This is a genomic window from Streptomyces poonensis, from assembly GCF_014650915.1.
Classification (GTDB): domain Bacteria; phylum Actinomycetota; class Actinomycetes; order Streptomycetales; family Streptomycetaceae; genus Streptomyces; species Streptomyces poonensis.
Window position 1 is genome coordinate 899,451 of record NZ_BMVW01000001.1, and the last position, 22,029, is coordinate 921,479.

The window sequence follows — 22,029 nt, forward strand, 5'->3', positions numbered from 1 at the left end:
TCGGTTCCATGACAAGCCGCTCCCTGCTGACCAGTTCGGCCTCCCGGCGCCTGCTGCGCCCGGTCGCCGACCTCATCGACCGCCGCATCGAGCGCCGGATCCGCTCGGCCGCGGCCGAGCACGCCGCGCAGAACGAACGCGTCCGCACCGCGGCCGAGGTGGTGACACAGCAGCAGCTCACCATCGATCTGCTGCTCGGCTCCCGCGCCCGCGGTCTCTCGCGCCTCGTGCACCAGGGCCCCCTCGACCGCCTGCACGCCGAGGTGGCGGAGCTGGCCGGGGACCGTGACGCCGCCCTCCGCAATGTCGCCTCCGCCTACCGGCTGCTCATCGCGCTGGAGTCCCTCGGGGTGGGCCGGATCGCCGGCGGCACCATGAACATCTGCGGCAAGCTGGGGACCATACCGCTGCTCGACCCGCCGAACGACGAGATACTCGAGATCGGCACCCTGTACGGCATGTTCTCCACCGGGCTGATCCGGATGATGGAGCGCGACGGCCGCAGTCCGAGCGTGACGATCGTGGACCCCTTCGCCGGCATCCAGCTCCAGCCCGGGACCGACCGGCGCCCCGACCCCTCCGGCGCCCCCGTCGACGAGCACGCCGTCCGCACCAACCTCACCCTGGCCGGCCCGGCGGGCGCCGCCGCCCGGATCCAGCGGGGATTCTCCGCGGACCCCGACACCCGCGCGGCCGTGTCGGACCGCAGCTACGGCGTGATCGTCATCGACGGCGACCACTCGGCCGAGGGCGTCCTCGCCGACCTCGAGTGGGCCGAGCAGATCGCCGCCCCCGGCGCGGTGATCGTCCTCGACGACTACGGCGACCCCAAGTGGACGGGCGTCAAGGAGGCCGCGGACAAGTACCTGGCGGGCGAGACGCGGTTCACGTACCTCGGGAAGGCCGCGCTCTCGGCGTTCCTGCGGGCGTCCTGAGAAGGATCAGGAGGTCCCGGCACATCGAGGTGAACTCGTGGGGACGAACGCGCAAAGGACCGTTCCTCCGACCGGGAGTCCCCCGGGCCGCCCCATAAAATCGCCGGGGACGCACAGCCGAACCCGCAGCGCACTGCGAGGGGTACCAGCATGACCGAGACGGTCGTGAGCACGTCGACCTCACAGCCCGCCGCGGCTGTCCGCGCCCACGAGCGGAGCCGCACGGTCCCACCCGTGCCGGTGCCCGGGCGCCGGGAGAGCAGGCTCCGGGCGCTGGACGGACTGCGGCTGGTCGCCGCGCTGATGGTGGCGGTGTACCACTACGCCGGCCGCGGCGGTGACGTCGCCGCGGCCTGGGGCACCTCGCCGAAGACGCAGTTCCCCACCCTGCACTCGTTCGCCGCCTACGGCTGTCTCGGTGTCCAGATCTTCTTCGTGATCAGCGGCTTCGTGATCTGTATGAGCGGCTGGGGCCGGCCCCTGAAGTCGTTCTTCGCCTCCCGCGCCGCACGGCTGCTGCCCGCCTACTGGGCGGCGGTCGTCCTCGTGACGGCCGTGTTCGCGCTGCCGGTCGTGGCGTACGACGCGGTCTCCCCCAGCGACGCGCTGGTGAACCTGACGATGCTGCAGCAGCCGCTGGGCGTGGACCGGGTGCTCGGCGTGTGCTGGACGCTGTGGGCGGAGGTCCGCTTCTACGCGCTGTTCGCCCTGTGCGTCGTGCTGCCGGGCGCCACCAGGCGGCGGGTCGTGATGTTCTGCGCGGCCTGGACGCTCGCGGCGGTGATCGCCGAGGCGGCGAACGAGCCGCTGCTCGACCTGGTCCTGATGCCCGAGTACGCGCCCTTCTTCGTCGGCGGCATCGGGATCTACCTCGTCCATCGCGACCGGCGGGACGTGTACGGGTGGGGCATCGTGGCCGTGAGCTGGCTGATCGGGCAGCACTACGCGGTGCGCAACCTGTGGAACGCCGCGGACCCGAACGCCTTCGCCCACCGCACCTCGTTCGGCATCATCCTCGTCGTCACCGTCGGCTTCGCAGCCGTCACCGCGGTCGCGCTGGGCCTGCTGAAGTGGGCCGACTGGCGCTGGCTGACGGCCGCCGGAGCCCTGACGTACCCCTTCTACCTGGTCCACGAGCACCTCGGCTGGGTGGTGATCCACGCCCTGCACATCGGCCTGCGCCTGCCGTCCTCCGTGACCTTCGCCCTGACGCTCGCCTCGATGCTGCTGCTCGCCCGGCTGCTGAACCGCTTCGTGGAGAAGCCGCTGACGCCGCGGCTGCGGGCGGCACTGTCCCGGCCCGGTGGGCGCTGACGGGGAGGCGTCAGGCGACGCCGTACCGGGCCCCGATTCCGGCGATCAGCAGCTCCAGCCCCTCCTCGAACTGCCGGTCGTAGTCCTGGAACATCTCCTCGCCCGCCCGTGCCGCCAGCGGGAAGCCGGCCATCGCCCGGGCGCGTTCCGCCAGGTCGTACCCCTCGCGGCGCTCGCCGGGCAGCGGTTCGACACCCTGCTCCTCGGTGACGAATCCGAGGGTGTAGAGATACGTCGTCGACAGGGCACGGGCCGCCTGGGCGAGGGTGAAGCCGGAGGCCGTGAAGTGGCGCAGGTTCTCCTCCATCTGCTCCGCGTGCTCGATGCCGGTGAAGCGTGAACCGCTGAAGACCCGCGCTCCGTCGCGGTAGCCGAGCAGTGCCGTGCGCAGTCCGCGGCCGGCCGTCAGCAGCCGCTCCTGCCACGTACCGTCCGGGCCGGTCGGCGTCCCGGCGATCATGCGGCGGTACATCTCCGTCGCCATCTCGTCCAGCAGCGCCTGCTTGTCCTTGAAGTGCCAGTACAGGGCGGGTGCCTTCACGTCCAGTTCGCGGGCGATGGCGCGCAGGGTGAGGCCCTCCAGGCCCACCTCGTTCAGCAGCTTCAGAGCGGTGTCCGCGACCCGCTTGCGGTCGAGGGGGGCTCGGCGTTCCGTACTCACGCTTGACAGCTTAACGCCGTTAAGTGAATCCTCGGAAGGGACGGCACTTAACAGCGTTAAGGAAACGGACGGGTGGAGTGATGAGGGTGACGGACGACGTGGACGTCCTGATCGTCGGCGCGGGGCCGACCGGGCTGACGCTCGGCATCGACCTGGCCCGGCGGGGTGTGGACGCGCTGGTCGTGGAGCGGGCCGGCGGGCTGTTCCCCGGCTCGCGCGGCAAGGGGATCCAGCCGCGCACGATGGAGGTCTTCGACGACCTCGGCGTGCTCGGCGCGATCCGCGCGGCCGGCGGCGGCTACCCGGTCGGGATGGTCTGGCGGGACGGCAGGCGGGTGGGCGAGCACCGGATGTTCGACCCGGCCGAGCCGACGGACGACGCACCGTACGACGAGCCGTGGATGGTGCCGCAGTGGCGCACCCAGGAGATCCTCGCGGCCCGGCTGGAGGAACTGGGCGGCCGGGTGGCCTTCGGCCGGGAGGTCGTCGGACTGGAGCAGGACGTCGCGGCCGACGAGGGCGTGACCGTGCGGTTCGCCGACGGCGGCGTGCTGCGCGCCCGGTACGCCGTCGCCGCCGACGGCGGGCGCTCGGCCGTGCGCCGGGCGCTCGGCATCGGTATGACCGGGGAGACCGTCGACCCGTGCCCGACGCTGGTGGCGGACGTCCGCATCACCGGCCTGGACCGCGACAACTGGCACATCTTCCCGCCGCGCGAGCACGGCGGGGACGGTGAGAGCGGCGGGGAGGACCTCATGGCGATCTGCCCGCTCGCGGGCACGGAGGACTTCCAGCTGGTCGCCCGGTTCCCGGAGGGTACGACGCCCGACCTCACCCTCGACGGCGTGCGCAAGCTCGTCGCCGCCCGCTCCCACCTCGCCCCCGAGGACGTCACCGAGGTGCGCTGGGCCTCGGACTTCCGCCCGCGCGCGGCGCTGGCGGACCGCTTCCGGGCGGGCCGGGTGTTCCTCGCCGGGGACGCGGCGCACGTGCACTCGCCGGCGGGCGGGCAGGGCCTCAACACGAGCGTCCAGGACGCCTACAACCTGGGCTGGAAGCTGGGCGCGGTGCTGCGCGACGGGGCACCGGCCGCGCTTCTCGACACCTACGAGGAGGAGCGGCGCCCGATCGCCGCCGCCGTGCTCGGTCTGTCCACGGGCGTTCACCGCGGGGAGGTACGGCGCGGTGGGGCGACGCGCCAGCTGGGGCTCAACTACCGGGACGCGTCGCTCACGGAGGAGACGCGCACCCACCCGGGACCGGTCCGCGCGGGCGACCGCGCGCCCGACGCGACCGTGGACGGCGTCCGGCTCTTCGACGCCTTCCGGGGGCCGCACTGGACGCTGTTGGCGCTGGGCGCGGAGGTGCCGGAGGAGACGGGGGCGGCGGAAGCTGCGGGGGCGGTGCGGGTCGTGCGCGGGCCCGTCCCCGAGGCCTACGGAGCCGGGCTGTTCCTCGTCCGGCCGGACGGGTACGTCGGCTGGGCGGGCGGGTCAGCGGCGGCCGGGCTCGGGTCCGGGCCCGGGGAGTACCTCGCCCGGTTCGGTGCCCGGCAGGGCTAGGAACTCGCCAGCGACAGCTTCACCGCGAAGCCGAGGAAGAGCGCGCCCGCCGCCGAGGTCGCCCCCGCCGACAGCCGCTTCCGGCTGCGGAAGGCGGCGGCGAGCTTGGTGCCGCTGAATATCAGGGCGCTGAGGTAGAGGAAGCTGGCGGCCTGCGCGAAGGCGCCGAGGACGACGAAGGAGAGGGCGGGGTGGGCGTACTCCGGGTCGACGAACTGCACGAAGAAGGCGACGAAGAAGAGGATCGCCTTCGGGTTGAACAGGCTGACGACCAGGGCCCGGCGGTAGAACCGCTCATCGGCGACGGCCGCGCCCGCGCCGCCCGCGCCGTCCTCCACGGACTTCTCCCGCCGGGTCCGCCACATCCCCCACGCGGCCCGCAGCATCCCGACGGCCATCCAGGTCAGGTATCCGGCACCGGCGTACTTGACGATCGCGAACAGCACGGCGTTCGCCTGGAGCAGCGAGGCGACCCCGGCCGCCGACAGCGTCATCAGCACGGCGTCGCCGCAGAACACGCCCGCAGCGGCGGTGTACCCGGCCCGTACGCCGCGACGGGCGGCGACGGAGAGGACGTACAGGGAGTTGGGACCGGGCAGCAGGACGATCAGGGCGAGTCCTGCCAGGTAGGTGGGGAGATCGATGACACCGAACATGGAAGGGAGTGTCGCACGGGGGTACGACACTCCGGGACCGGGTTTCGGGGGGCGAGACGGGCGGGTCGGTCAGTCGTCGCCGTCGAGGAGGGTGTCGACGGGGAGGTGGAGGGGGACGCCGACGGAGTCGGGGACGGGGACGGTCTGGCCTCGCTTGAAACGGACGGGGGCGGGATACTTGCCGTCGACCGGATCCTGGCAGAGAAGCACCTCGTCGTGCCACCGGTCGGCGATGAGGTAGATGGGGACACCGGCCCGGGCGTAGACGTCGACCTTGGTTGCCGTGTCGTTCGTCCAGTTGGTGGAGGTCACCTCCAGGACCAGACGGAAGACATGCGGCGCATAGCAATTCTTCTCGACGAGGGCGTCCTTGAAATCGGCATCCACCAACGAGAAATCCGGTACCGCATAGTCATGCGGTCCGGTCGGCAGCCACAGGCCGATACCCTGCAAGTACTTGAGCCCTGCGCGCCTGGCCCCGGCCCTTGAGCACTCCTCGATGAGCCAGGTCAACGTGTCCTGGTGCGAACCATCCGGCGGCGGTGTCACGACAATGCTCCCGTTGAGGATCTCCACCCGGTGCCCGGGCAGCTCCTCCCAGAGCCGATCGGCAGCATCGGCGAGCGACGACTCGTGCAGCATCACAGCCACGGCACCCTCCTTTCGGGAACACTCTTCATGAGCGTAACCAGGAGAGGGCAGATTCCGCCCTCGATCACTCATTCGAGGTAAACCGCCCCATTCAGAACGCATCGCTGGGCACATAAGTCCCCCAAACCTCCCGCAGCGCGTTGCACACCTCGCCCACCGTCGCCCGTGCCCGCAGCGCGTCCTTCATCGGGTACAGGACGTTGTCCTCCCCCGTGGCGGCCTTCTTCAGCGCGGCCAGGGCCGTGTCGACCGCCTGCTGGTCCCGCTCGGCGCGCAGCTTGGCGAGCCGTTCGGCCTGCTGGGCCTCGATGGCCGGGTCGACGCGGAGCGGCTCGTAGGGCTCCTCCTCGTCGAGCTGGAAGCGGTTGACGCCGACGACCACGCGCTCGCCGGAGTCGGTCTCCTGCGCGATGCGGTACGCGCTGCGCTCGATCTCGCTCTTCTGGAAGCCGTGCTCGATGGCGTTGACCGCGCCGCCCAGGTCCTCGACCTTGCGCATCAGCTCCAGGGTGGCCGCCTCCACGTCGTCGGTCATCTTCTCGATGACGTACGAACCCGCGAAGGGGTCGACCGTGGCCGTCACGTCCGTCTCGTAGGCGAGGACCTGCTGGGTCCGCAGGGCGAGGCGCGCGCTCTTGTCGGTGGGCAGCGCGATGGCCTCGTCGAAGGAGTTGGTGTGCAGGGACTGGGTGCCGCCGAGGACGGCAGCCAGGCCCTGGACGGCGACCCGGACCAGGTTCACCTCGGGCTGCTGGGCCGTCAGCTGCACCCCCGCCGTCTGCGTGTGGAAACGCAGCATCAGCGACTTCGGGTTCTTCGCGCCGAACTCCTCCTTCATCACCCGCGCCCAGATCCGGCGCGCGGCCCGGAACTTGGCGACCTCCTCGAGGATGGTCGTGCGCGCGACGAAGAAGAAGGAGAGGCGCGGGGCGAAGTCGTCCACGTCCATGCCGGCCGCGACCGCCGTGCGCACGTACTCGATGCCGTCCGCGAGCGTGAAGGCGATCTCCTGCGCGGGCGAGGCGCCCGCCTCGGCCATGTGGTAACCGGAGATCGAGATGGTGTTCCACTTCGGGATCTCGGTCTTGCAGTACTTGAAGATGTCGGCGATCAGGCGGAGGGAGGGCTTGGGCGGGAAGATGTACGTCCCGCGCGCGATGTACTCCTTCAGCACGTCGTTCTGGATGGTGCCGGTGAGCTTGTCGGCACTGACGCCCTGTTCCTCGGCGACCAGTTGGTAGAGGAGCAGGAGGAGGGCGGCGGGGGCGTTGATCGTCATCGACGTGGAGACCTTGTCCAGCGGGATGCCGCCGAACAGCACCCGCATGTCGTCGACCGAGTCGATGGCGACGCCCACCTTGCCGACCTCGCCGTGGGCGATCGGCGCGTCGGAGTCGTGGCCCATCTGGGTGGGCAGGTCGAAGGCGACCGACAGGCCCATCGTGCCGTTGGCGATGAGCTGCTTGTAGCGGGCGTTGGACTCCACCGCCGTACCGAAGCCGGCGTACTGGCGCATGGTCCACGGGCGGCCCGTGTACATCGTCGGGTACACGCCCCGGGTGAACGGGTACGCGCCCGGCTCCCCCAGCTGCTGATCCGGGTCCCAGTCCTTGAGGGCGTCCGGTCCGTACACCGGCTCGATGGGCAGTCCGGACTCCGACTCGCGCGCCATGGTGTGTGCCTCCGCGTTGCTTCGTTGCTCACTGGTTACTGGCTGGTACAGACGACCCTCGCGACGGACTGTAGCGGCGGGCGTGCGCCTGGTGGAGGGGGACAGGCTGGGAGCTTGCTCACAGGTCACCCGGCGTTCCGCCGCTTCCCGCCATGTTGCCTGGTTCGCGGCCGGTCGCGCCCGGGGAACATCTCAGATGACACAGCCGGACGCGGGCGGGGCGGGAGGGCCTGGCGGCCGGGACGTGACGCAGGGGACGAGCGTGAGACGACGGGGGCCGGTATGCGTACCACGGGCATGCGGAGATCCGAGGCGGTGCCGGCGGTGGGCGCCCAGGGCAGGACGGCCGTGACGGCCACGGCCGTCCTGGCGGCCGCGACGGCGGTCGTGGCTGTCGGCGGCTGCACGGTCCAGCCGGTCGACGGCAGTGGTGAGCAGCGCGGGCCGGTGCACGTCGAGGTCACGGACAGCCCCGGCGACGGCGGGAAGAGCACGGGGGACGGCGGGAGGAGCACGGGGGACGGCAAGGGCGGCGAAGAGGGCGGGGGCAGCGGTGGGAACGGCGCCGGTGCCACGCCCACCTCGGCCCCCGCGCCCCGCGTCCTGTGGTCCCGGGGCGACAAGGGCCGGGACGTACGCGAACTGCAGTCCCGGCTGCGGCAGATCTCCTGGCTGTTCGAGGGGCCCACCGGGGTGTACGACGGTCCGACCGCCGACGCGGTGAAGGGCTTCCAGGGCAAGCGCGGACTGCCGCGGACCGGCGTGACGGACAGTGCCACCTGGGCGCGGCTGCTGGGGATGACGCGGGAGCCGGGCAAGTGGGAGCTGTACGCGTTCGGCGGGCAGCCGGCCGCGGCGCCCGACGCACGGTGCCTGAAGGGCCGGGTGCTGTGCATCAGCAAGACCAGCCGGACGCTGCGCTGGATGGTCGACGGCAGGACGCTGATGACGGTGGCGGTGCGGTTCGGCTCGCAGTACACACCGACCCGCGAGGGCGTGTTCAGCGTCTACTTCAAGTCCCGCCACCATGTGTCCACGCTCTACGACACGCCCATGCCGTACGCGATGTTCTTCAGCGGCGGCCAAGCGGTCCACTACTCGTCGGACTTCGCGGCCCGCGGCTACTACGGGGCCTCCCACGGCTGCGTCAACGTACGCGACGAGGACCGGATCGCCGAGCTGTTCGCGCAGGTGCGCAATGGGGACAAGGTCGTCGTGTACTGGTGAGTGCGAGGCGCGGGCGGGACCGGGGGAACATGTCCCGCCCGCGCCGAGATGCACCGAGCCGTGGGTACGGGGGGAACCCCGGCTCGTGCGACGGCCGATGACCAGTCGGCTCACTCATTACTGCGTAGCGACGGCAGAAAACGTCACACCTACGCGAGAAAAACTTGGTCGCGCCACAAAACAGCAGGTCAAAGGCGTGCGGCGGAGGGCTCGGACGTCAGCGCCTCCGCTCCCCGGGTCGCGGGGGCGGAGGCGGGGGTCGAGGACAGACGGGTCAGCCGGCCGCCGTCGGAGTGGTGGTCGTTGCCGCCGCCCGGTGCGCCGGGACGCTCGTCGTCGTCCCCGCCTCCGCCCCTGCCCTGGCCGCGGCCGGCGCCGTCCCCGTCGCCCCGGCCCTTGTCGCCCTCGTCGCCCTTGTCTCCGTCGTCTTTGCCTTCGTCGGCCTTGCCGTCCTCGTCGCCCTGGTTTCCTCCGCCCGCGCTCCCGGACCTGCCCTTGCCGCCCTCGTCCCGGCCGCTCTGTGAGCCGCTCCCGTCGGATCCGTCCTGGACGGTGCCCGGAGTCGCGCCGCCGTCCCAGCTCAAGACACGGTCGCAGTACTTCTTCAGCCGGACCTGGCCGGCGCCTCCCGCCGCGCTCTCCAGCCTGCGGGCGCGGCCGGAGTTCAGGGACTTGCCCTCGTAGATGTCGCGGCACGCGGACCGTACCGCGCTCCACCACTTGTCCGAGCGCCCCTGCCCGCCGGATTCCCGGGAGCCCTCCTGCCCGGTGGCGCCCTCGGACGTGTCGTCGGGAGCGCCTTCGCCGGACCGTCCGCCGGCGGAGTTCCCCGGCTCGGGCATGCCGTCCGTGCCGCCCTCGGGCCTGTCCGCTGACGGTGAGATCAGCGGCCGCTCCGGCGGCACGGCGGCCGACACCGACGCGGCCGGCATCGGCCGGTCGTCACGGAACGGAGTCGGCAGCGCCCCGGCCCCGACCGCCACGGCGACCCCGCCGAGCATTCCGGCGGCCAGCCCGGCGGCCACGCCGAGCCGCAGCGGACGGCCCCAGCGGGCCCGCCGCCGGGCGGTCCCGGATCTTTCCAGCCGGACGAGACGGGCGTCGCCGGAGGGCGCCGGCCCCGGCGTACGGGCGTCGGCGGACGACGTGACCGACGCGCCGTCCGCCGTGGCCCGCACCTGACGGAAGGCGGCCAACGCGGCATCCTCGCCCGGGAGTTGGGCATCCGCCTGCGTGGCCCGCGTGCTCAGCGCGGCGAGCGCCTCCGCGAGCCGGTCGGCCGCGGCGCGGGCGTCGGCGTCGACGGCTTCGAGCGGCTCACCGCGCAGCAGACGCTCCGCGGCGTCGTGGTCCAGCCACTTGTAGTGCTCGTCGGCCATCACATGTCCTTCTGCGTCCGCGAACGCAAATGCGTCACACCGGCGGACGTCACCGCGCGTGCACGCGGTTCTCGCTGTGGGGGTACGGCGTCGAGTGCGCCGTCGGTCTCGGGGTCCGCGCCGAGCAGCTCCGCGAGCCGCTTCAGTCCGCGGTGGGCGGCGGTGCGCACGGCACCCGGCCGTTTGCCGAGGACCCGGGCGGCGGTCTTGGCGTCGAGGCCGACCACCACGCGCAGCACGACGGCCTCGGCCTGGTCCTGCGGGAGCCGGGAGATCAGCGACAGGGTCCGGTCCGTGGCGAGCGCCTCCATGGCCTCGCCCGCGGTGTCCGACTCGGCCGCCTGCCCGGTCAGTTCGGTCTCGTCACCGCCGATCGCGGGGCGCCGTCCGCGCATCCGTATGTGGTCGAGGGCGCGGTTGCGGGCGATCCTGGCGGCCCAGCCCCGGAACCGGTCCGCGTCGCCGCTGAACCGCTCCAGGTCCCGGGCTATCTGCAGCCACGCCTCGGAGGCGATGTCCTCGGCGTCCGCGTCGCCGACCAGCGTCCGTACGTATCCGAGCAGTCGTGGGTGCACCGCGCGGTACACAGTCCGGAACGCGGTCTCGTCCCCGTCCTGTGCCGCAAGCACCGCGGCGGTCAGCTCCGCGTCGTCCCCCAGCACCGCGCGCCCCTCTTGCGCCTAAGCCGGCGCCGCTGTCGCGGACCGGATCCTCGCCGTCGTCGTTCTCCGTGGATGGCCGCGGCCTCTGGGCCGCGGGTCGTCGCGGTGGCCCTTCGCCCTCCGCAGTCCGGCGCGAATGGCACGTTACGACCTGAAACCGTTCCTCGTCCATGTTCCCCCGCCCATGTTCGTAGAACATGCAACTAACTCGTGACGCAGGGGGTGTGACAGAAACCGCACCCGCGGCGCTGTAGAGAGTACGGGTCGCCGCGCGGCCCGTGCCGCGCGACGGCCGGGGTCTCTCCTGTGGGGGGTGGCGGCCCCGGCCGTTGCCATCGGCGGGCCGGCCCGGTACCTCGTGCGTACGGGCGTTCCGCGAGCCCACCGGCTCTTCTGCCGCTCCGCGGCCCTCTCATTCCCTTCCGGTCCCGGCCTGTCGGTCAGCGCGGGCGCACACCGCCGGGAGGGCGCCAGTCGTCGCGACGGCGGGTGCGGAGGGCGTGAGCCCCCTGGTCGCGCGCCGTGCGGTAGGCGGCGACGGCCCGCGCCTCGGCCGCGCGGTCGACGGCGTGGGCGCGTACGGCGGTGGTGAGGAGGACATCGAGGGCGTCCGGGAGGCGCTCGGGCGGGACCGGGAGCGCGGGCGGAATCGGGGGCGCGGGCAGAACCGGGAAGCGCCCGGTGCCGTCGGCGTCCTGTCGTGCGTCCATGTTCGTGTCACCTCCGGCAGGCTGTGCTCCGGGCCGCCCGTCCTCGCCGCTCACTCCGGCTCCCCCGGTGCGCCGGTACCGTCGTCCGACACGGCCCTCTCGCCGACGCCGAGTTCACGGGCGAGGCGTCTGAGGCCCCGATGGGCGGCGGTACGGACCGCGCCGGGGCGCTTGCCGAGGACCCGTGCGGCGGCGGGCCCGTCCAGGCCGACCACCACGCGCAGCAGAACGGCCTCGGCCTGGTCGCGCGGCAGCCGGCAGACCAGCTCCAGGGCGTGCGCGGCTGACAGGGGCTCCCTGGTCCGGTCCTGGGTGCTGTCGGTGCCGGGCAGGACCGGGGCGTCGTCCACCTCCCCGGTCACGGCCCGGGGCCGTACCCGCTCCCCGCGCGGACGGTTCAGGGCCCGGCGCCGGGCGATGGTCGCGGTCCAGCCGCGGAAGCCCGCGCCGTCGCCCCTGAACCGCCCGAGGTCCCGGGCGATCTCCAGCCAGGCGTCGGCCGCGACATCCTCCGCGTCGTCCCCGACGAGGCAGCGCAGATACCCCAGCAGTCCGGGCTGCACCATCCGGTACGCCACCGCGAACGCGGCCTCGTCCCCCGCCTGTGCCCGCGCGACGGCCGCACCCAACTCCCCGTCGTACGCCGTCCACGTCCCCACGAGATCATCAGCGCCGGACAGAGCGGAAATGTCACAGCCCGTCAAAAACGGGACGCGGCGTCCCGGCACAGCAGCCGCAGCGACCCCTCGCCCGCGTAGCAGCGCAGTGCCTCCTCCAGGGGGTTCCACAGCCGGCCGTCCGGCGTGCGCACCCAGAGGTCGCCGCCCGCCGAGAGCCACTCGGCGCCCGTCTCCCGGACGAGCACCTCCCCCGCGTACGCGCCGAATCCGCGCAGTACGGTCTCGACGGCCGCGTACGGCGCGCCCTCCCGCCGTATCTCCTCGATCACGCGGTCGACGCGCCAGAGACTGGTCGCCGAGTAGTCGAGCCGGATCCGCGCGCCCTCGCGCAGGGTCGCGACCGCGTCCGCCGCCCATCTCCTGGGCCTGGCCGCGGCCGTCGCCGCGTGCTGCCGGGTGCCGTGCTGCGTAGCCGTCTGCTGTGTGTTCACACTCGGAAGAGCGTCTTCCGCGCGCGCGGTGTCACACGATCTCGCGTGTCGCACGGCTCCGGCACAGAAACGTTTCAGGGCATTCACCCATGCCAGTCCGCATACCCGAGGGGTTCACGTGCGCCCCCGGGCCCGCCGGGACACCACGGCCTGCAGGACGCGCCGCCCTTCGGCCGACACCTCGAGGGCCTGCCGCACCCCGGCCGCGCCGTGTCCGGCGAGCAGTTCCAGGACGGTGACCTGGCGTCTGAGTTCGGCCGTGACCAGCGGCGGCATGCCTTCCGTACGGCCCTCGCGGCAGTCCGTCACGGACGTGTTCCCGTCGTCCGCCACGTCGAGCAGCCGGTGGATGTCCAGCGCGGCGACGGAACAGGTGTCCGCCCACTCCCGCAGCGCACCGGCGGACCGCTCGGCGGGAACGGCGGCGAGCATACGGCGGGCGAGCAGGGCGGCCTCGGCTTCGGCTCCGGGGCCGGAGCGGGGGCCGGATACCGCTTCGGCTCCGGCTCCGGTGGCCGCGTCGCACGCGTGCCCGCGTATCTTGGCGACCCGTTCGCCCCAGCCGTCCCCGTCCTCCGCGAGGCTCGCCCACAGGGGTCTGAGCACCTCGTCGTCGCCTCCGAGCAGCGGCACGCATCGATCCAAACAAGACACTCCGGCCGCGGCCAGCCCGCGCTCGTCGGCCTGTGCGATCAGTTCCACCAGGCTCATCACGCCTCCCTCGAACTCGTCCGACAGGGCGCCTCTGGTGCGCGGAGCCCGTGCTTCCCTTACTGCGCGGCGCGATCCGGGAGTGTCACAGAGGCACCACACCGAGTCGGTCGAGCAACCGGAACAGTAGGTTTTCGGCCAGCGGAGCGGAAGGGTCCGGCTCCGTGGCCAGCACCTCCAGCACCCACTCGGGCGCAACGCTGTGCCCGGCCTCCGCGGCCCATGCGACGGCGCGGCCGGCGGCGTCGCGCGGTTCCAGGAAGTAGTCCTCGACGGTGAGCCCGTCCTCGGTGGCGCCCAGATGCCCGGCCATGGCTCCGCGCGCGAGACACGTGGTCCAGCCGCCGCTCTCGGGGGCGGCGGCCTCCACGACCACGCAGTCGCTGTTCATGACGTAGCCGAAGAGAGCGGGCGCCCCGGTCTCGCGGGCGAGCGCGTTCATGCTGCCGACGTCACCGGAGCCGGCCGGGTCCGGATCGTTCTGGTACTCCCACACCTGCCAGCCGCCGTCCGCCGTGGTGAGCAGTGACATGCCCTCGGCTCCGGCCAGCGTGTCGAGCTCGGCGAGCGGACGCTCGCTCCTGCCGACGACGTAGTACCCCCAGTAGCCCATCCGGTCTCCCCTGCGTGTCGGCACACCCGCGCCGAATACACCACAGCCGTACGGCTGTTCGCCCCCGGAATCGGGCACTCCGTCCGGAGGCGCCCGGTCGGTGGCCGGTCGGCGGGGGACGGACAGCGGAAGACGGGCAACGGAAGACTGTCAGCCCGTGACGGTCGGCCGATGACGGTCGGCCGATGACGGTCGGCCGATGACGGTCGGCCGGTTGCGGTCAGCCGGTGACGGGCGCGGCCGCCATCGGCGCGCCCGGACCGCCGCGCGCCTTCCGGTCCCGCATCCGCGTCAGCGTGAACACGAGGAGCACGGCGAGCAGGGCGAGCGCGGCGGCCGCGAGGGCGTCGAGCACCTCGTACGACAGGACGCCCGGCTCTTCACTCCACCTGATCCGCGACCTCCTTGAACTCCGCCCACGACCGCTCCGGTTCCCCCTCGTGCCACAGCTTCTGCACCAGGGCGCGCAGCGGCAGCCGCACGCCCGCCGCCACCTGCGCCTCGGTCTGGGCGTTCTTGAGGTCGCACCAGACCGCGAAGACCCCGCCGAGGATCTGGCCGTCGTAACGCTCGGGCACGGCGGCCGTGCCGCGCAGCACGCGCGGGGTCCACTGCTCGTAGATGCGCTGTCCGGTGGGGTAGGTGAACTCGTTCGGCTCACCGAGGACGTAGTACAGGAACTCGTCGTTGTAGTTGATCACCTGGCGTCCGGCACTCAGGTACTCCCCCGGCTCCCGGGCACCGATCTCCTTGCCGGTCCAGTAGGCGACCTGGATGTCCTTCGCCGGCTGTACGTCGCTGCCGGCGAAGAAGCCGTCGTTCCAGGCGCGTGGCGTCCGGTCGTGCCCGCGCACCGTCCCGGCCCGGTCGTCCATCCAGCCCGTCGCCAGGTCGGCGACCCCGGCGCCGGATCCGTACCGCTCCCGCGCGGCGGCCGCCAGTTGCGGGTACGACGCCTCAGGGTCCGAGACGGTCAGCGCCTGGTACTCGTCCGCGCCGACGTGCCACCGGTCGCCGGGGAACAGTTCCGCGTACTCGTTCAGCAGATCGTCGACGATGTCGGCCGCGGCGGGCTTGGAGATGTCGACGGCGCCGGTGGTGGCCTTCCCCTGGGCGTTGCGGAGCTGGAGCTCCGGATGGGCGGCGATGACCGCGCCGAGGTGGCCGGGCGAGTCGATCTCGGGGACGACCGTGATGTGGCGCTCGGCGGCCAGATCGACGATGCGCCGTACCTCCGCCTTGGTCAGGTGCTGCTCGGAGACGACCTCGGGGTGGGAGTCCGACTCGATGCGGAAGGCCTGGTCGTCGGAGAAGTGCAGACCGAGCTCGTTGTACTTGAGGTCGCCCAGCTCCCGTATCCGGTCCTCGATCCAGCCCGCCGTGAAGTGCTTGCGCGCGATGTCGAGCATGAACCCGCGCCGGGCCTTCGCCGGCCCGTCCCGTACGACGCCCTCGGGCGCCGTACCGCCGTCGTGCACCGCCTGCTTGAGGGTGCGCGTGCTGTAGAAGACGCCCGTCTCGGACGGCGCCGCTATGCGGACCCTCCCGTTCTGCACGGTCAGCGTGTACTCCTCCGAGCCGGAGCCGCCCTCGCCGTCGAGGGTCAGCTCGACGTCACCGTCCCGGGGAGCCGCGTCCCCGGCGTACGTCAGGCCCAGCTCCCGGGCGGTCAGCCGGCCCTCGTCGGCCAGCTCCTCGTCGTCCGTCACCACGCGGGCGCCGTCGGTGGGGCGCCAGCCGGGGCCGCGGGCGGGCGTGTGCTCACGGACGGCTGGAATCGTACGGGGCTCCTCGGACAGCGGGTACGAGCGCGACGGCGACGGGGACTCCGACGGCCCGGTACCGGTCACCGCCCCGCGCTGCGCGGGGCTCGCCCCGCCGGGCAGGCCCGTCCCGCCGCCCGGCCAGACGGTCACGGCCACCGCGACCGCCCCACCCGCCACGACGACGCCCGCGCCGAGGAGCAACCCCTTCGAGGCCGCGGACGTCTTCCTGCGGGACACCCGGCGCTTCCCCGGGCTCACGACGCTTCTCCACTTCGCATTCGCCGCATGACATCCACCTCCTTCTCGAACCTACGACGCCCAACCGGTCCGGCCGTCCACCAACAGGGGCAAAACTCTGCCGTACGGGTGAATTCCGGGCATCGAACGGACAGTCCTTGACCACGCTCGATAACGTGGCGGCACATTTCACTCACCTTTCTCCGCCACCCCTCACGCACTCCACGACACACCCCACGACACACCCCACCTCTCCTCCCCTCACGTACCGTGCCGCCCCTACCCACCGCCGAGGACCCACGCTGCCGTCGCACCGTCTCCACCACCTCGCCGGCCAGGTCGCCGTACCGGAGCAGACGCACACCGGCCCGGACCCCACCGCCCTGGAGCGGTTCAACGCCGCGCCCGCCCGGACCGCCGAACGCGCCCTCCTCACCTGCTGCCGCAGCCTGCGCTGGGCCCACCGCGTCGCCGCGCACCGGCCCTATCCGGATCTGGGGGCCCTGCTCGCCGCGTCCGACGAGGCGGCGTACGACCTGACGCCCGCCGATCTGGCCGAGGCGCTGGCCGGCGAGTCCCTCACCGCGCTGCCGGAGGACGCGTACTCGGCCGCGCACACCGCGCTGAGCGCGGCGCACGCCGCATACGAAAGCCGTTTCGGACACGTGTTCGTGATCTGTCTGGACGACATCCCGCCCGCGGAGGCCCTCGACCAGGTACTGGCGGGCATCCGATCACGATTGACGAACGATCCCGAGGAGGAACTCCTCCTCACGGCGGACGAGCTGCGCCGTCTGGCGCGGGGGAGGCTGCGACGCCTTGTCCGGGAACCCCTGTTCCCGCCGGCACCGCAGTGCGCTTCTTGACGTCCTGCACGGATACCGCGTCCGGACCCTAATCGGGCATTAGCATGCATTCCATCCCGGACGCCACCCCACGTAGTCCGTCCGTGCCTGTTTGATCACATCGGTAGGCCCACCGTAAGCGTTCCGACAACACGTCGCTACGATGTCGGGGGCCGGTGGACCGTACCCGGCCGGGCCCGTCCGACGCCGAAGCCGGCAGGCCCCAATCCCCGCTCCCGGAAGGTAATTCCGTGCCGGCTGGAACGCTGTACCGCGGCCGGGAAGGAATGTGGTCCTGGGTGGCTCACCGAGTCACCGGCGTCCTCATCTTCTTCTTCCTGTTCGTACACGTGCTGGACACCGCTCTCGTGCGTGTCTCCCCCGAGGCCTACGACACGGTCGTGGCCACGTACAAGACGCCCGTCGTCGCGCTGCTGGAGTACGGCCTCGTGGCCGCCATCCTCTTCCACGCGCTGAACGGCCTGCGCGTCATCGCCGTCGACTTCTGGTCCCAGGGACCGCGCTACCAGAAGCAGATGCTCTGGACCGTCGTCGGCATCTGGCTCGTGCTGATGATCGGGGCGCTGTACCCCGTGCTCGGCCACGCCGTCCGTGAAGTGTTCGGGAGCTGAGGCCGATGTCCACCACTGAGACCACCGCATCCGGCGTCGGCCCCGTCGAGAGCGCGGGCGACCCGCGGCCGTACGGCGTCGACAACCCGGCTCCCGTCATCGAGCCGCCGCGCAAGCGCACCAAGAAGACCCCGAAGTCGACCCGCGGCAACTTCGAGATGGTCGCATGGCTCTTCATGCGCCTGTCCGGCATCGTCCTGGTCGTCCTGGTCATCGGCCACCTGCTGATCCAGCTCGTCCTCGACGGCGGCGTCTCCAAGATCGGCTTCGCGTTCGTCGCGGGCCGCTGGGCGTCCCCGTGGTGGCAGGCCTGGGACCTCGCGATGCTGTGGCTGGCGATGCTGCACGGCGCGAACGGCCTGCGCACGGTCATCAACGACTACGCGGAGCGCGCGAACACCCGGCTGTGGCTGAAGGCCCTGCTCTACACCGCCACGGTGTTCACCATCCTGCTGGGCACGCTGGTGATCTTCACCTTCGACCCGAACATCCGCTAGGCCCCGGGTCACAAGGGACAGAGGTTAATTTCCTGATGAAGATCCACAAGTACGACACCGTCATCGTCGGCGCCGGCGGCGCCGGTATGCGCGCCGCCATCGAGTCGACGAAGCGCAGCCGCACCGCGGTGCTCACCAAGCTGTACCCCACCCGCTCCCACACGGGCGCCGCGCAGGGCGGCATGGCCGCCGCGCTGGCCAACGTGGAGGAGGACAACTGGGAGTGGCACACCTTCGACACGGTCAAGGGCGGTGACTACCTGGTCGACCAGGACGCCGCCGAGATCCTGGCGAAGGAGGCCATCGACTCCGTCCTCGACCTGGAGAAGATGGGCCTGCCGTTCAACCGCACCCCGAACGGCACCATCGACCAGCGCCGCTTCGGCGGTCACAGCCGCAACCACGGCGAGGCCCCGGTCCGCCGCTCCTGCTACGCGGCCGACCGCACCGGTCACATGATCCTCCAGACGCTGTACCAGAACTGCGTCAAGCACGGCGTGGAGTTCTTCAACGAGTTCTACGTCCTGGACCAGCTCATCACCGAGGTCGACGGCGTCAAGAAGTCGGCCGGTGTCGTGGCGTACGAGCTGGCGACCGGCGAGATCCACGTCTTCCAGGCGAAGTCCGTGATCTACGCGTCCGGCGGCACCGGCAAGTTCTTCAAGGTGACGTCGAACGCGCACACGCTGACGGGTGACGGCCAGGCGGCCGTGTACCGCCGGGGCATCCCGCTGGAGGACATGGAGTTCTTCCAGTTCCACCCGACCGGCATCTGGCGCATGGGCATCCTGCTGACGGAGGGCGCCCGCGGTGAGGGCGGCATCCTCCGCAACAAGGACGGCGAGCGCTTCATGGAGAAGTACGCGCCGGTCATGAAGGACCTGGCGTCCCGCGACGTCGTGTCCCGCTCCATCTACACGGAGATCCGTGAGGGCCGTGGCTGCGGCCCCGAGGGCGACCACGTGTACCTGGACCTCACGCACCTCCCGCCGGAGCAGCTGGACGCCAAGCTGCCCGACATCACGGAGTTCGCGCGCACCTACCTGGGCATCGAGCCGTACACGGACCCGATCCCGATCCAGCCCACCGCGCACTACGCCATGGGCGGCATCCCGACGAACGTCGAGGGTGAGGTCCTGGCGGACAACACCACCGTCGTCCCGGGTCTGTACGCGGCCGGCGAGGTCGCCTGCGTGTCCGTGCACGGCGCCAACCGCCTGGGCACGAACTCCCTCCTCGACATCAACGTCTTCGGCCGCCGCGCCGGCATCGCCGCCGCGGAGTACGCCCAGACGGCCGACTTCGTGGAGCTCCCGGAGAACCCGGAGTCCCTCGTCGTCGAGCAGATCGAGCGGCTGCGCGCCTCCACGGGCACCGAGCGCGTGGCCGAGCTGCGCCGCGAGCTGCAGGAGACCATGGACGCCAACGTCATGGTGTTCCGCACCGAGCAGACGATCAAGACGGCCGTCGAGAAGATCGCCGAGCTGCGCGAGCGCTACAAGAACGTGGCGATCCAGGACAAGGGCAAGCGGTTCAACACCGACCTGCTGGAGGCCATCGAGCTGGGCAACCTGCTCGACCTGGCCGAGGTCATGGCGGTCTCCGCACTCGCCCGCAAGGAGTCGCGCGGCGGTCACTACCGCGAGGACTACCCGAACCGCGACGACGTCAACTTCATGCGCCACACCATGGCGTACCGCGAGGTCGGCGCCGACGGCTCCGAGTCCATCCGTCTCGACTACAAGCCGGTCGTCCAGACCCGCTACCAGCCGATGGAGCGTAAGTACTGATGGCAACACCTGTTCTGGACAAGGCCGACGCGAGCGCGTCCGACTCGGCGGCGTCCCCCTACATCACCGTCACGTTCCGCATCCGCCGCTTCAACCCCGAGGTCTCGGCGGAGGCGACCTGGGAAGACTTCCAGCTGGAGATCGACCCGAAGGAACGTGTCCTCGACGGTCTGCACAAGATCAAGTGGGACCACGACGGCACCCTGACGTTCCGCCGTTCCTGCGCCCACGGCATCTGCGGCTCGGACGCCATGCGGATCAACGGCAAGAACCGTCTGGCCTGCAAGACGCTGATCAAGGACATCAACCCCGAGAAGCCCATCACGGTCGAGCCCATCAAGGGCCTCACGGTCCTGAAGGACCTGGTCGTGGACATGGAGCCGTTCTTCCAGGCGTACCGGGACGTGATGCCCTTCCTGATCACGAAGGACACCAACGAGCCGACGCGCGAGCGCCTCCAGTCGGCCGAGGACCGCGAGCGCTTCGACGACACCACGAAGTGCATCCTCTGCGCCGCGTGCACCAGCTCCTGCCCAGTGTTCTGGAACGACGGCCAGTACTTCGGCCCGGCCGCGATCGTGAACGCGCACCGCTTCATCTTCGACAGCCGTGACGAGGCGGGCGAGCAGCGCCTGGAGATCCTCAACGACAAGGACGGCGTGTGGCGCTGCCGCACCACGTTCAACTGCACGGACGCCTGCCCGCGCGGTATCGAGGTCACGAAGGCGATCCAGGAGGTGAAGCGGGCGCTCATCACGCGCCGCTTCTGATCCGGTCCTTCCGGTCTCCGGTACAGGGCGAGGGCCCCGCTCCATGGAGGAGTGGGGCCCTCGCCCTGTGTGCCGTGCGCCGACGCCGTCAGCCGCGCAGGACGCGGCCCTGCTTGTCGGTGCGGTCGTTGCTGGTGAGGAACAGGATGCCGTCGATCAGCGCCCAGATACCGACACCGCCGCAGGTGAGGAGCTGGGCGACACCGACGCCGACGGAGCCGACGTAGAAGCGCCCGATGCCGAGGCTGCCGAGGAAGATCTGCAGAAGACCTGCGACGATCTTCGACTTGTCGGAGTACGGACGCCCCTTCGGGTCGACGCCGTACGGGGCCCCAGGGGTGGGAACGGTCATGAGCGCTGCTCCTGGAAGTCACATGAGGAATTGAGCGGATCGGGGCGTCGGTGCCCCGGTTCGGTCCAGGAGGTGACGGCGCGTCGAAGGCGACACGAAGATGCACACCGACCATGTGTGGCCGTCCCCCCTGTGCGCTGGGAGCTTATGGAGACGGATGAGGCGGTGGGGAGTGTCCGCGGGTGATCGTTCCTGTTCTGTGATGAAACCCGCGTCAACCCGGGCTCCTCAGACGGCGTTACGCACCACGGTCCACGCCACCGCGACGAGCAGGACGGCCGCCTGGGCCCGCCCGCTCAGCCGCGGCCGCCATCGCCGGCCGCGCAGCCCCTCCACGAACCAGCGCCCCAGCAGCGCGAGCGCCCACGGCGAGACCAGCAGCAGGGCCCGGTTGTCCAGCCAGGCCTGGGAGAACTGGCCGTGCATCAGGTCGTACACCATGCGTGTGCCGCCGCAGGCCGGGCAGAGCAGGCCGGTGACGAGCCGGAACGGGCACTGGGGCAGGAGGTGACCGGGCTCGTGCGGATCGGTGCCGTACAGGTAGGCGGAGCCGGCGGCGCCGGCGGCGAGCACCGCTAGGGGTGCCGCCGCCGGGTGCCGCAGCAGGGACGCCGAACGCGACCCGTCAGCCACGCAGGACTCGCCCCTGGGAGTCGGTGGTGTTGTTGCCCGTCAGCAGCAGGACCCCGTCGATCAGTGCCCAGATACCGAGCCCGCCGCAGGTGAACAGCTGGGCCAGACCGAGCCCGACGTTCCCGATGTAGAACCGTCCGACACCGAAGGTGCCCAGGACGAGCTGGAGGACACCCGCGATGATCTTCGACTTGTCGGAGTACGGGCGGCCGAAGGGGTCGTAGCCGTACGGGGCTTGGGGGTCGCCGGTGTAGGTGCCGGGCGGGGGGTAGCCGTAGCCGGGCGGGGGATAGCCGTAACCGGGCGGGGCGTAACCGGCCGGACCCTGCTGGGGGTTCGCGTACGGGTCGCCGGTGCCCGGACCGGCCCCGGTACCGGGGTAGCCGTACGCGGGCGGCGACTGCGGCGGTTGCGGAGCCTGCGCCGACTGCGGCGGCTGGTCCTTGGGCATCTGGGGCGGCTGAGGCGGTTGTTCGGACACGACGGATCCCCCCGGGGTTCAGGCGGCCCGAGTGGGCCGCGAGTACGTCAGACAAAACGAATGCCTGTCATCTTGCAAGAGACCTGCGGCAACAGGGAAACCGGGTCCACCTCCGAGAACTTCCGCATCACGTACAACCTTCGGTCTCCCGTACGTGTCTCC

The 22,029-nt window shown here is 71.5% G+C and carries 25 protein-coding genes; 9 read left to right on the forward strand and 16 right to left on the reverse strand.

Annotated features, from left to right (window positions below):
- The first annotated feature begins 8 nt into the window (after window positions 1-8).
- Window positions 9-935, forward strand: a complete 927-nt coding sequence (locus IE242_RS03940; protein WP_189855285.1) for a class I SAM-dependent methyltransferase — start codon at window positions 9-11, stop codon at window positions 933-935.
- Between the two features lie 150 nt (window positions 936-1,085).
- The gene (locus tag IE242_RS03945; RefSeq protein WP_189855287.1) at window positions 1,086-2,249 is read left to right on the forward strand and encodes an acyltransferase family protein; all 1,164 of its coding nucleotides are present in this window, start codon (window positions 1,086-1,088) and stop codon (window positions 2,247-2,249) included.
- A gap of 10 nt (window positions 2,250-2,259) precedes the next feature.
- Here IE242_RS03945 and IE242_RS03950 read toward each other — a convergent pair whose 3' ends face one another.
- Window positions 2,260-2,910 carry a TetR/AcrR family transcriptional regulator C-terminal domain-containing protein gene (locus IE242_RS03950; protein WP_189855289.1) on the reverse strand — a complete coding sequence of 217 codons (651 nt, stop codon included), beginning with the start codon at window positions 2,908-2,910 and terminating at the stop codon, window positions 2,260-2,262.
- Window positions 2,911-2,996: 86 nt separating this feature from the next.
- Between IE242_RS03950 and IE242_RS03955 the strand changes: the two genes are divergently transcribed.
- Window positions 2,997-4,472 (forward strand): FAD-dependent oxidoreductase, encoded by a 1,476-nt coding sequence (locus IE242_RS03955; RefSeq protein WP_229858129.1) that lies wholly within the window; start codon window positions 2,997-2,999, stop codon window positions 4,470-4,472.
- Here IE242_RS03955 and leuE read toward each other — a convergent pair.
- The 3 genes from leuE to IE242_RS03970 form a co-directional block, all read right to left on the reverse strand.
- Window positions 4,469-5,128 carry a leucine efflux protein LeuE gene (gene leuE, locus IE242_RS03960; protein ID WP_189855293.1) on the reverse strand — a complete coding sequence of 220 codons (660 nt, stop codon included), beginning with the start codon at window positions 5,126-5,128 and terminating at the stop codon, window positions 4,469-4,471. The genes IE242_RS03955 and leuE overlap by 4 nt on opposite strands.
- A 69-nt stretch (window positions 5,129-5,197) precedes the next feature.
- Complete coding sequence (locus IE242_RS03965) at window positions 5,198-5,770, reverse strand: Uma2 family endonuclease (protein ID WP_373299470.1); 573 nt, start codon at window positions 5,768-5,770, stop codon at window positions 5,198-5,200.
- Between the two features lie 100 nt (window positions 5,771-5,870).
- Window positions 5,871-7,451, reverse strand: a complete 1,581-nt coding sequence (locus tag IE242_RS03970; RefSeq protein ID WP_189855297.1) for an acyl-CoA mutase large subunit family protein — start codon at window positions 7,449-7,451, stop codon at window positions 5,871-5,873.
- A 282-nt stretch (window positions 7,452-7,733) separates the two neighbouring features.
- Here IE242_RS03970 and IE242_RS03975 point away from each other — a divergent pair, with 282 nt between their 5' ends.
- Window positions 7,734-8,678, forward strand: coding sequence for a L,D-transpeptidase family protein (locus IE242_RS03975; RefSeq protein ID WP_373299443.1), 945 nt, complete (start codon window positions 7,734-7,736; stop codon window positions 8,676-8,678).
- A 188-nt stretch (window positions 8,679-8,866) separates the two neighbouring features.
- On the opposite strand, the gene IE242_RS03980 is transcribed toward IE242_RS03975, so the two are convergent.
- The 9 genes from IE242_RS03980 to IE242_RS04015 form a co-directional block, all read right to left on the reverse strand.
- Complete coding sequence (locus IE242_RS03980) at window positions 8,867-10,057, reverse strand: hypothetical protein (protein ID WP_189855299.1); 1,191 nt, start codon at window positions 10,055-10,057, stop codon at window positions 8,867-8,869.
- On the reverse strand, window positions 10,057-10,719 hold the full coding sequence (locus IE242_RS03985) for an RNA polymerase sigma factor (protein ID WP_189855301.1): 663 nt from the start codon (window positions 10,717-10,719) through the stop codon (window positions 10,057-10,059). Before IE242_RS03985 ends, IE242_RS03980 begins: the two co-directional genes overlap by 1 nt.
- A 440-nt stretch (window positions 10,720-11,159) precedes the next feature.
- Window positions 11,160-11,429 (reverse strand): hypothetical protein, encoded by a 270-nt coding sequence (locus IE242_RS03990; protein ID WP_229858135.1) that lies wholly within the window; start codon window positions 11,427-11,429, stop codon window positions 11,160-11,162.
- Between the two features lie 50 nt (window positions 11,430-11,479).
- Window positions 11,480-12,088 carry an RNA polymerase sigma factor gene (locus IE242_RS03995; protein WP_189855303.1) on the reverse strand — a complete coding sequence of 203 codons (609 nt, stop codon included), beginning with the start codon at window positions 12,086-12,088 and terminating at the stop codon, window positions 11,480-11,482.
- A gap of 41 nt (window positions 12,089-12,129) precedes the next feature.
- A complete protein-coding gene (locus tag IE242_RS04000; RefSeq protein ID WP_189855304.1) occupies window positions 12,130-12,540 on the reverse strand; it encodes a hypothetical protein in 411 nt (136 codons plus the stop codon).
- Between the two features lie 114 nt (window positions 12,541-12,654).
- Window positions 12,655-13,251 carry a hypothetical protein gene (locus IE242_RS04005; RefSeq protein ID WP_189855306.1) on the reverse strand — a complete coding sequence of 199 codons (597 nt, stop codon included), beginning with the start codon at window positions 13,249-13,251 and terminating at the stop codon, window positions 12,655-12,657.
- 85 nt (window positions 13,252-13,336) lie between these two features.
- Window positions 13,337-13,864, reverse strand: a complete 528-nt coding sequence (locus IE242_RS04010; protein WP_189855308.1) for a hypothetical protein — start codon at window positions 13,862-13,864, stop codon at window positions 13,337-13,339.
- Between the two features lie 220 nt (window positions 13,865-14,084).
- Window positions 14,085-14,219 carry a hypothetical protein gene (locus IE242_RS38520; protein WP_268249422.1) on the reverse strand — a complete coding sequence of 45 codons (135 nt, stop codon included), beginning with the start codon at window positions 14,217-14,219 and terminating at the stop codon, window positions 14,085-14,087.
- A gap of 25 nt (window positions 14,220-14,244) precedes the next feature.
- A complete protein-coding gene (locus IE242_RS04015; protein ID WP_373299444.1) occupies window positions 14,245-15,888 on the reverse strand; it encodes a beta-N-acetylhexosaminidase in 1,644 nt (547 codons plus the stop codon).
- Window positions 15,889-16,169: 281 nt separating this feature from the next.
- Here IE242_RS04015 and IE242_RS04020 point away from each other — a divergent pair, with 281 nt between their 5' ends.
- From IE242_RS04020 to IE242_RS04040, 5 genes are all read left to right on the forward strand, one after another.
- The gene (locus IE242_RS04020; protein ID WP_189856386.1) at window positions 16,170-16,733 is read left to right on the forward strand and encodes a 2-oxo-4-hydroxy-4-carboxy-5-ureidoimidazoline decarboxylase; all 564 of its coding nucleotides are present in this window, start codon (window positions 16,170-16,172) and stop codon (window positions 16,731-16,733) included.
- A 230-nt stretch (window positions 16,734-16,963) separates the two neighbouring features.
- Window positions 16,964-17,344 (forward strand): succinate dehydrogenase, cytochrome b556 subunit, encoded by a 381-nt coding sequence (gene sdhC / locus IE242_RS04025; RefSeq protein ID WP_078493524.1) that lies wholly within the window; start codon window positions 16,964-16,966, stop codon window positions 17,342-17,344.
- Between the two features lie 5 nt (window positions 17,345-17,349).
- Window positions 17,350-17,841, forward strand: a complete 492-nt coding sequence (locus IE242_RS04030; RefSeq protein WP_189855310.1) for a succinate dehydrogenase hydrophobic membrane anchor subunit — start codon at window positions 17,350-17,352, stop codon at window positions 17,839-17,841.
- A gap of 35 nt (window positions 17,842-17,876) precedes the next feature.
- Window positions 17,877-19,631 (forward strand): succinate dehydrogenase flavoprotein subunit, encoded by a 1,755-nt coding sequence (gene sdhA, locus IE242_RS04035; RefSeq protein WP_189855312.1) that lies wholly within the window; start codon window positions 17,877-17,879, stop codon window positions 19,629-19,631.
- A complete protein-coding gene (locus IE242_RS04040) occupies window positions 19,631-20,401 on the forward strand; it encodes a succinate dehydrogenase iron-sulfur subunit (RefSeq protein WP_189855314.1) in 771 nt (256 codons plus the stop codon). The genes sdhA and IE242_RS04040 overlap by 1 nt, the downstream gene beginning before the upstream one ends.
- Before the next feature lie 88 nt (window positions 20,402-20,489).
- Here the strand turns inward: IE242_RS04040 and IE242_RS04045 are convergent, their stop codons facing one another.
- From IE242_RS04045 to IE242_RS04055, 3 genes are all read right to left on the reverse strand, one after another.
- A complete protein-coding gene (locus IE242_RS04045; RefSeq protein WP_189855316.1) occupies window positions 20,490-20,753 on the reverse strand; it encodes a TM2 domain-containing protein in 264 nt (87 codons plus the stop codon).
- A 228-nt stretch (window positions 20,754-20,981) separates the two neighbouring features.
- On the reverse strand, window positions 20,982-21,386 hold the full coding sequence (locus tag IE242_RS04050) for a DUF2752 domain-containing protein (RefSeq protein WP_189855318.1): 405 nt from the start codon (window positions 21,384-21,386) through the stop codon (window positions 20,982-20,984).
- Window positions 21,379-21,867: a TM2 domain-containing protein gene (locus IE242_RS04055; protein ID WP_373299445.1), complete on the reverse strand. Its 489-nt coding sequence runs from the start codon at window positions 21,865-21,867 to the stop codon at window positions 21,379-21,381. The genes IE242_RS04050 and IE242_RS04055 overlap by 8 nt, the downstream gene beginning before the upstream one ends.
- Window positions 21,868-22,029 lie beyond the last annotated feature (162 nt).

Bases quoted from the DNA above. Each gene is read 5' to 3' on its own strand.
- IE242_RS03940 (WP_189855285.1), top strand. From the start codon at position 9: ATGACAAGCCGCTCCCTGCTGACCAGTTCGGCCTCCCGGCGCCTGCTG.
- IE242_RS03945 (WP_189855287.1), top strand. From the start codon at position 1,086: ATGACCGAGACGGTCGTGAGCACGTCGACCTCACAGCCCGCCGCGGCT.
- leuE (WP_189855293.1), bottom strand. From the start codon at position 5,128: ATGTTCGGTGTCATCGATCTCCCCACCTACCTGGCAGGACTCGCCCTG.
- IE242_RS03965 (WP_373299470.1), bottom strand. From the start codon at position 5,770: ATGCTGCACGAGTCGTCGCTCGCCGATGCTGCCGATCGGCTCTGGGAG.
- IE242_RS03970 (WP_189855297.1), bottom strand. From the start codon at position 7,451: ATGGCGCGCGAGTCGGAGTCCGGACTGCCCATCGAGCCGGTGTACGGA.
- IE242_RS03975 (WP_373299443.1), top strand. From the start codon at position 7,734: ATGCGTACCACGGGCATGCGGAGATCCGAGGCGGTGCCGGCGGTGGGC.
- IE242_RS03980 (WP_189855299.1), bottom strand. From the start codon at position 10,057: ATGGCCGACGAGCACTACAAGTGGCTGGACCACGACGCCGCGGAGCGT.
- IE242_RS03990 (WP_229858135.1), bottom strand. From the start codon at position 11,429: ATGGACGCACGACAGGACGCCGACGGCACCGGGCGCTTCCCGGTTCTG.
- IE242_RS04005 (WP_189855306.1), bottom strand. From the start codon at position 13,251: ATGAGCCTGGTGGAACTGATCGCACAGGCCGACGAGCGCGGGCTGGCC.
- IE242_RS04010 (WP_189855308.1), bottom strand. From the start codon at position 13,864: ATGGGCTACTGGGGGTACTACGTCGTCGGCAGGAGCGAGCGTCCGCTC.
- IE242_RS04030 (WP_189855310.1), top strand. From the start codon at position 17,350: ATGTCCACCACTGAGACCACCGCATCCGGCGTCGGCCCCGTCGAGAGC.
- sdhA (WP_189855312.1), top strand. From the start codon at position 17,877: ATGAAGATCCACAAGTACGACACCGTCATCGTCGGCGCCGGCGGCGCC.
- IE242_RS04040 (WP_189855314.1), top strand. From the start codon at position 19,631: ATGGCAACACCTGTTCTGGACAAGGCCGACGCGAGCGCGTCCGACTCG.
- IE242_RS04045 (WP_189855316.1), bottom strand. From the start codon at position 20,753: ATGACCGTTCCCACCCCTGGGGCCCCGTACGGCGTCGACCCGAAGGGG.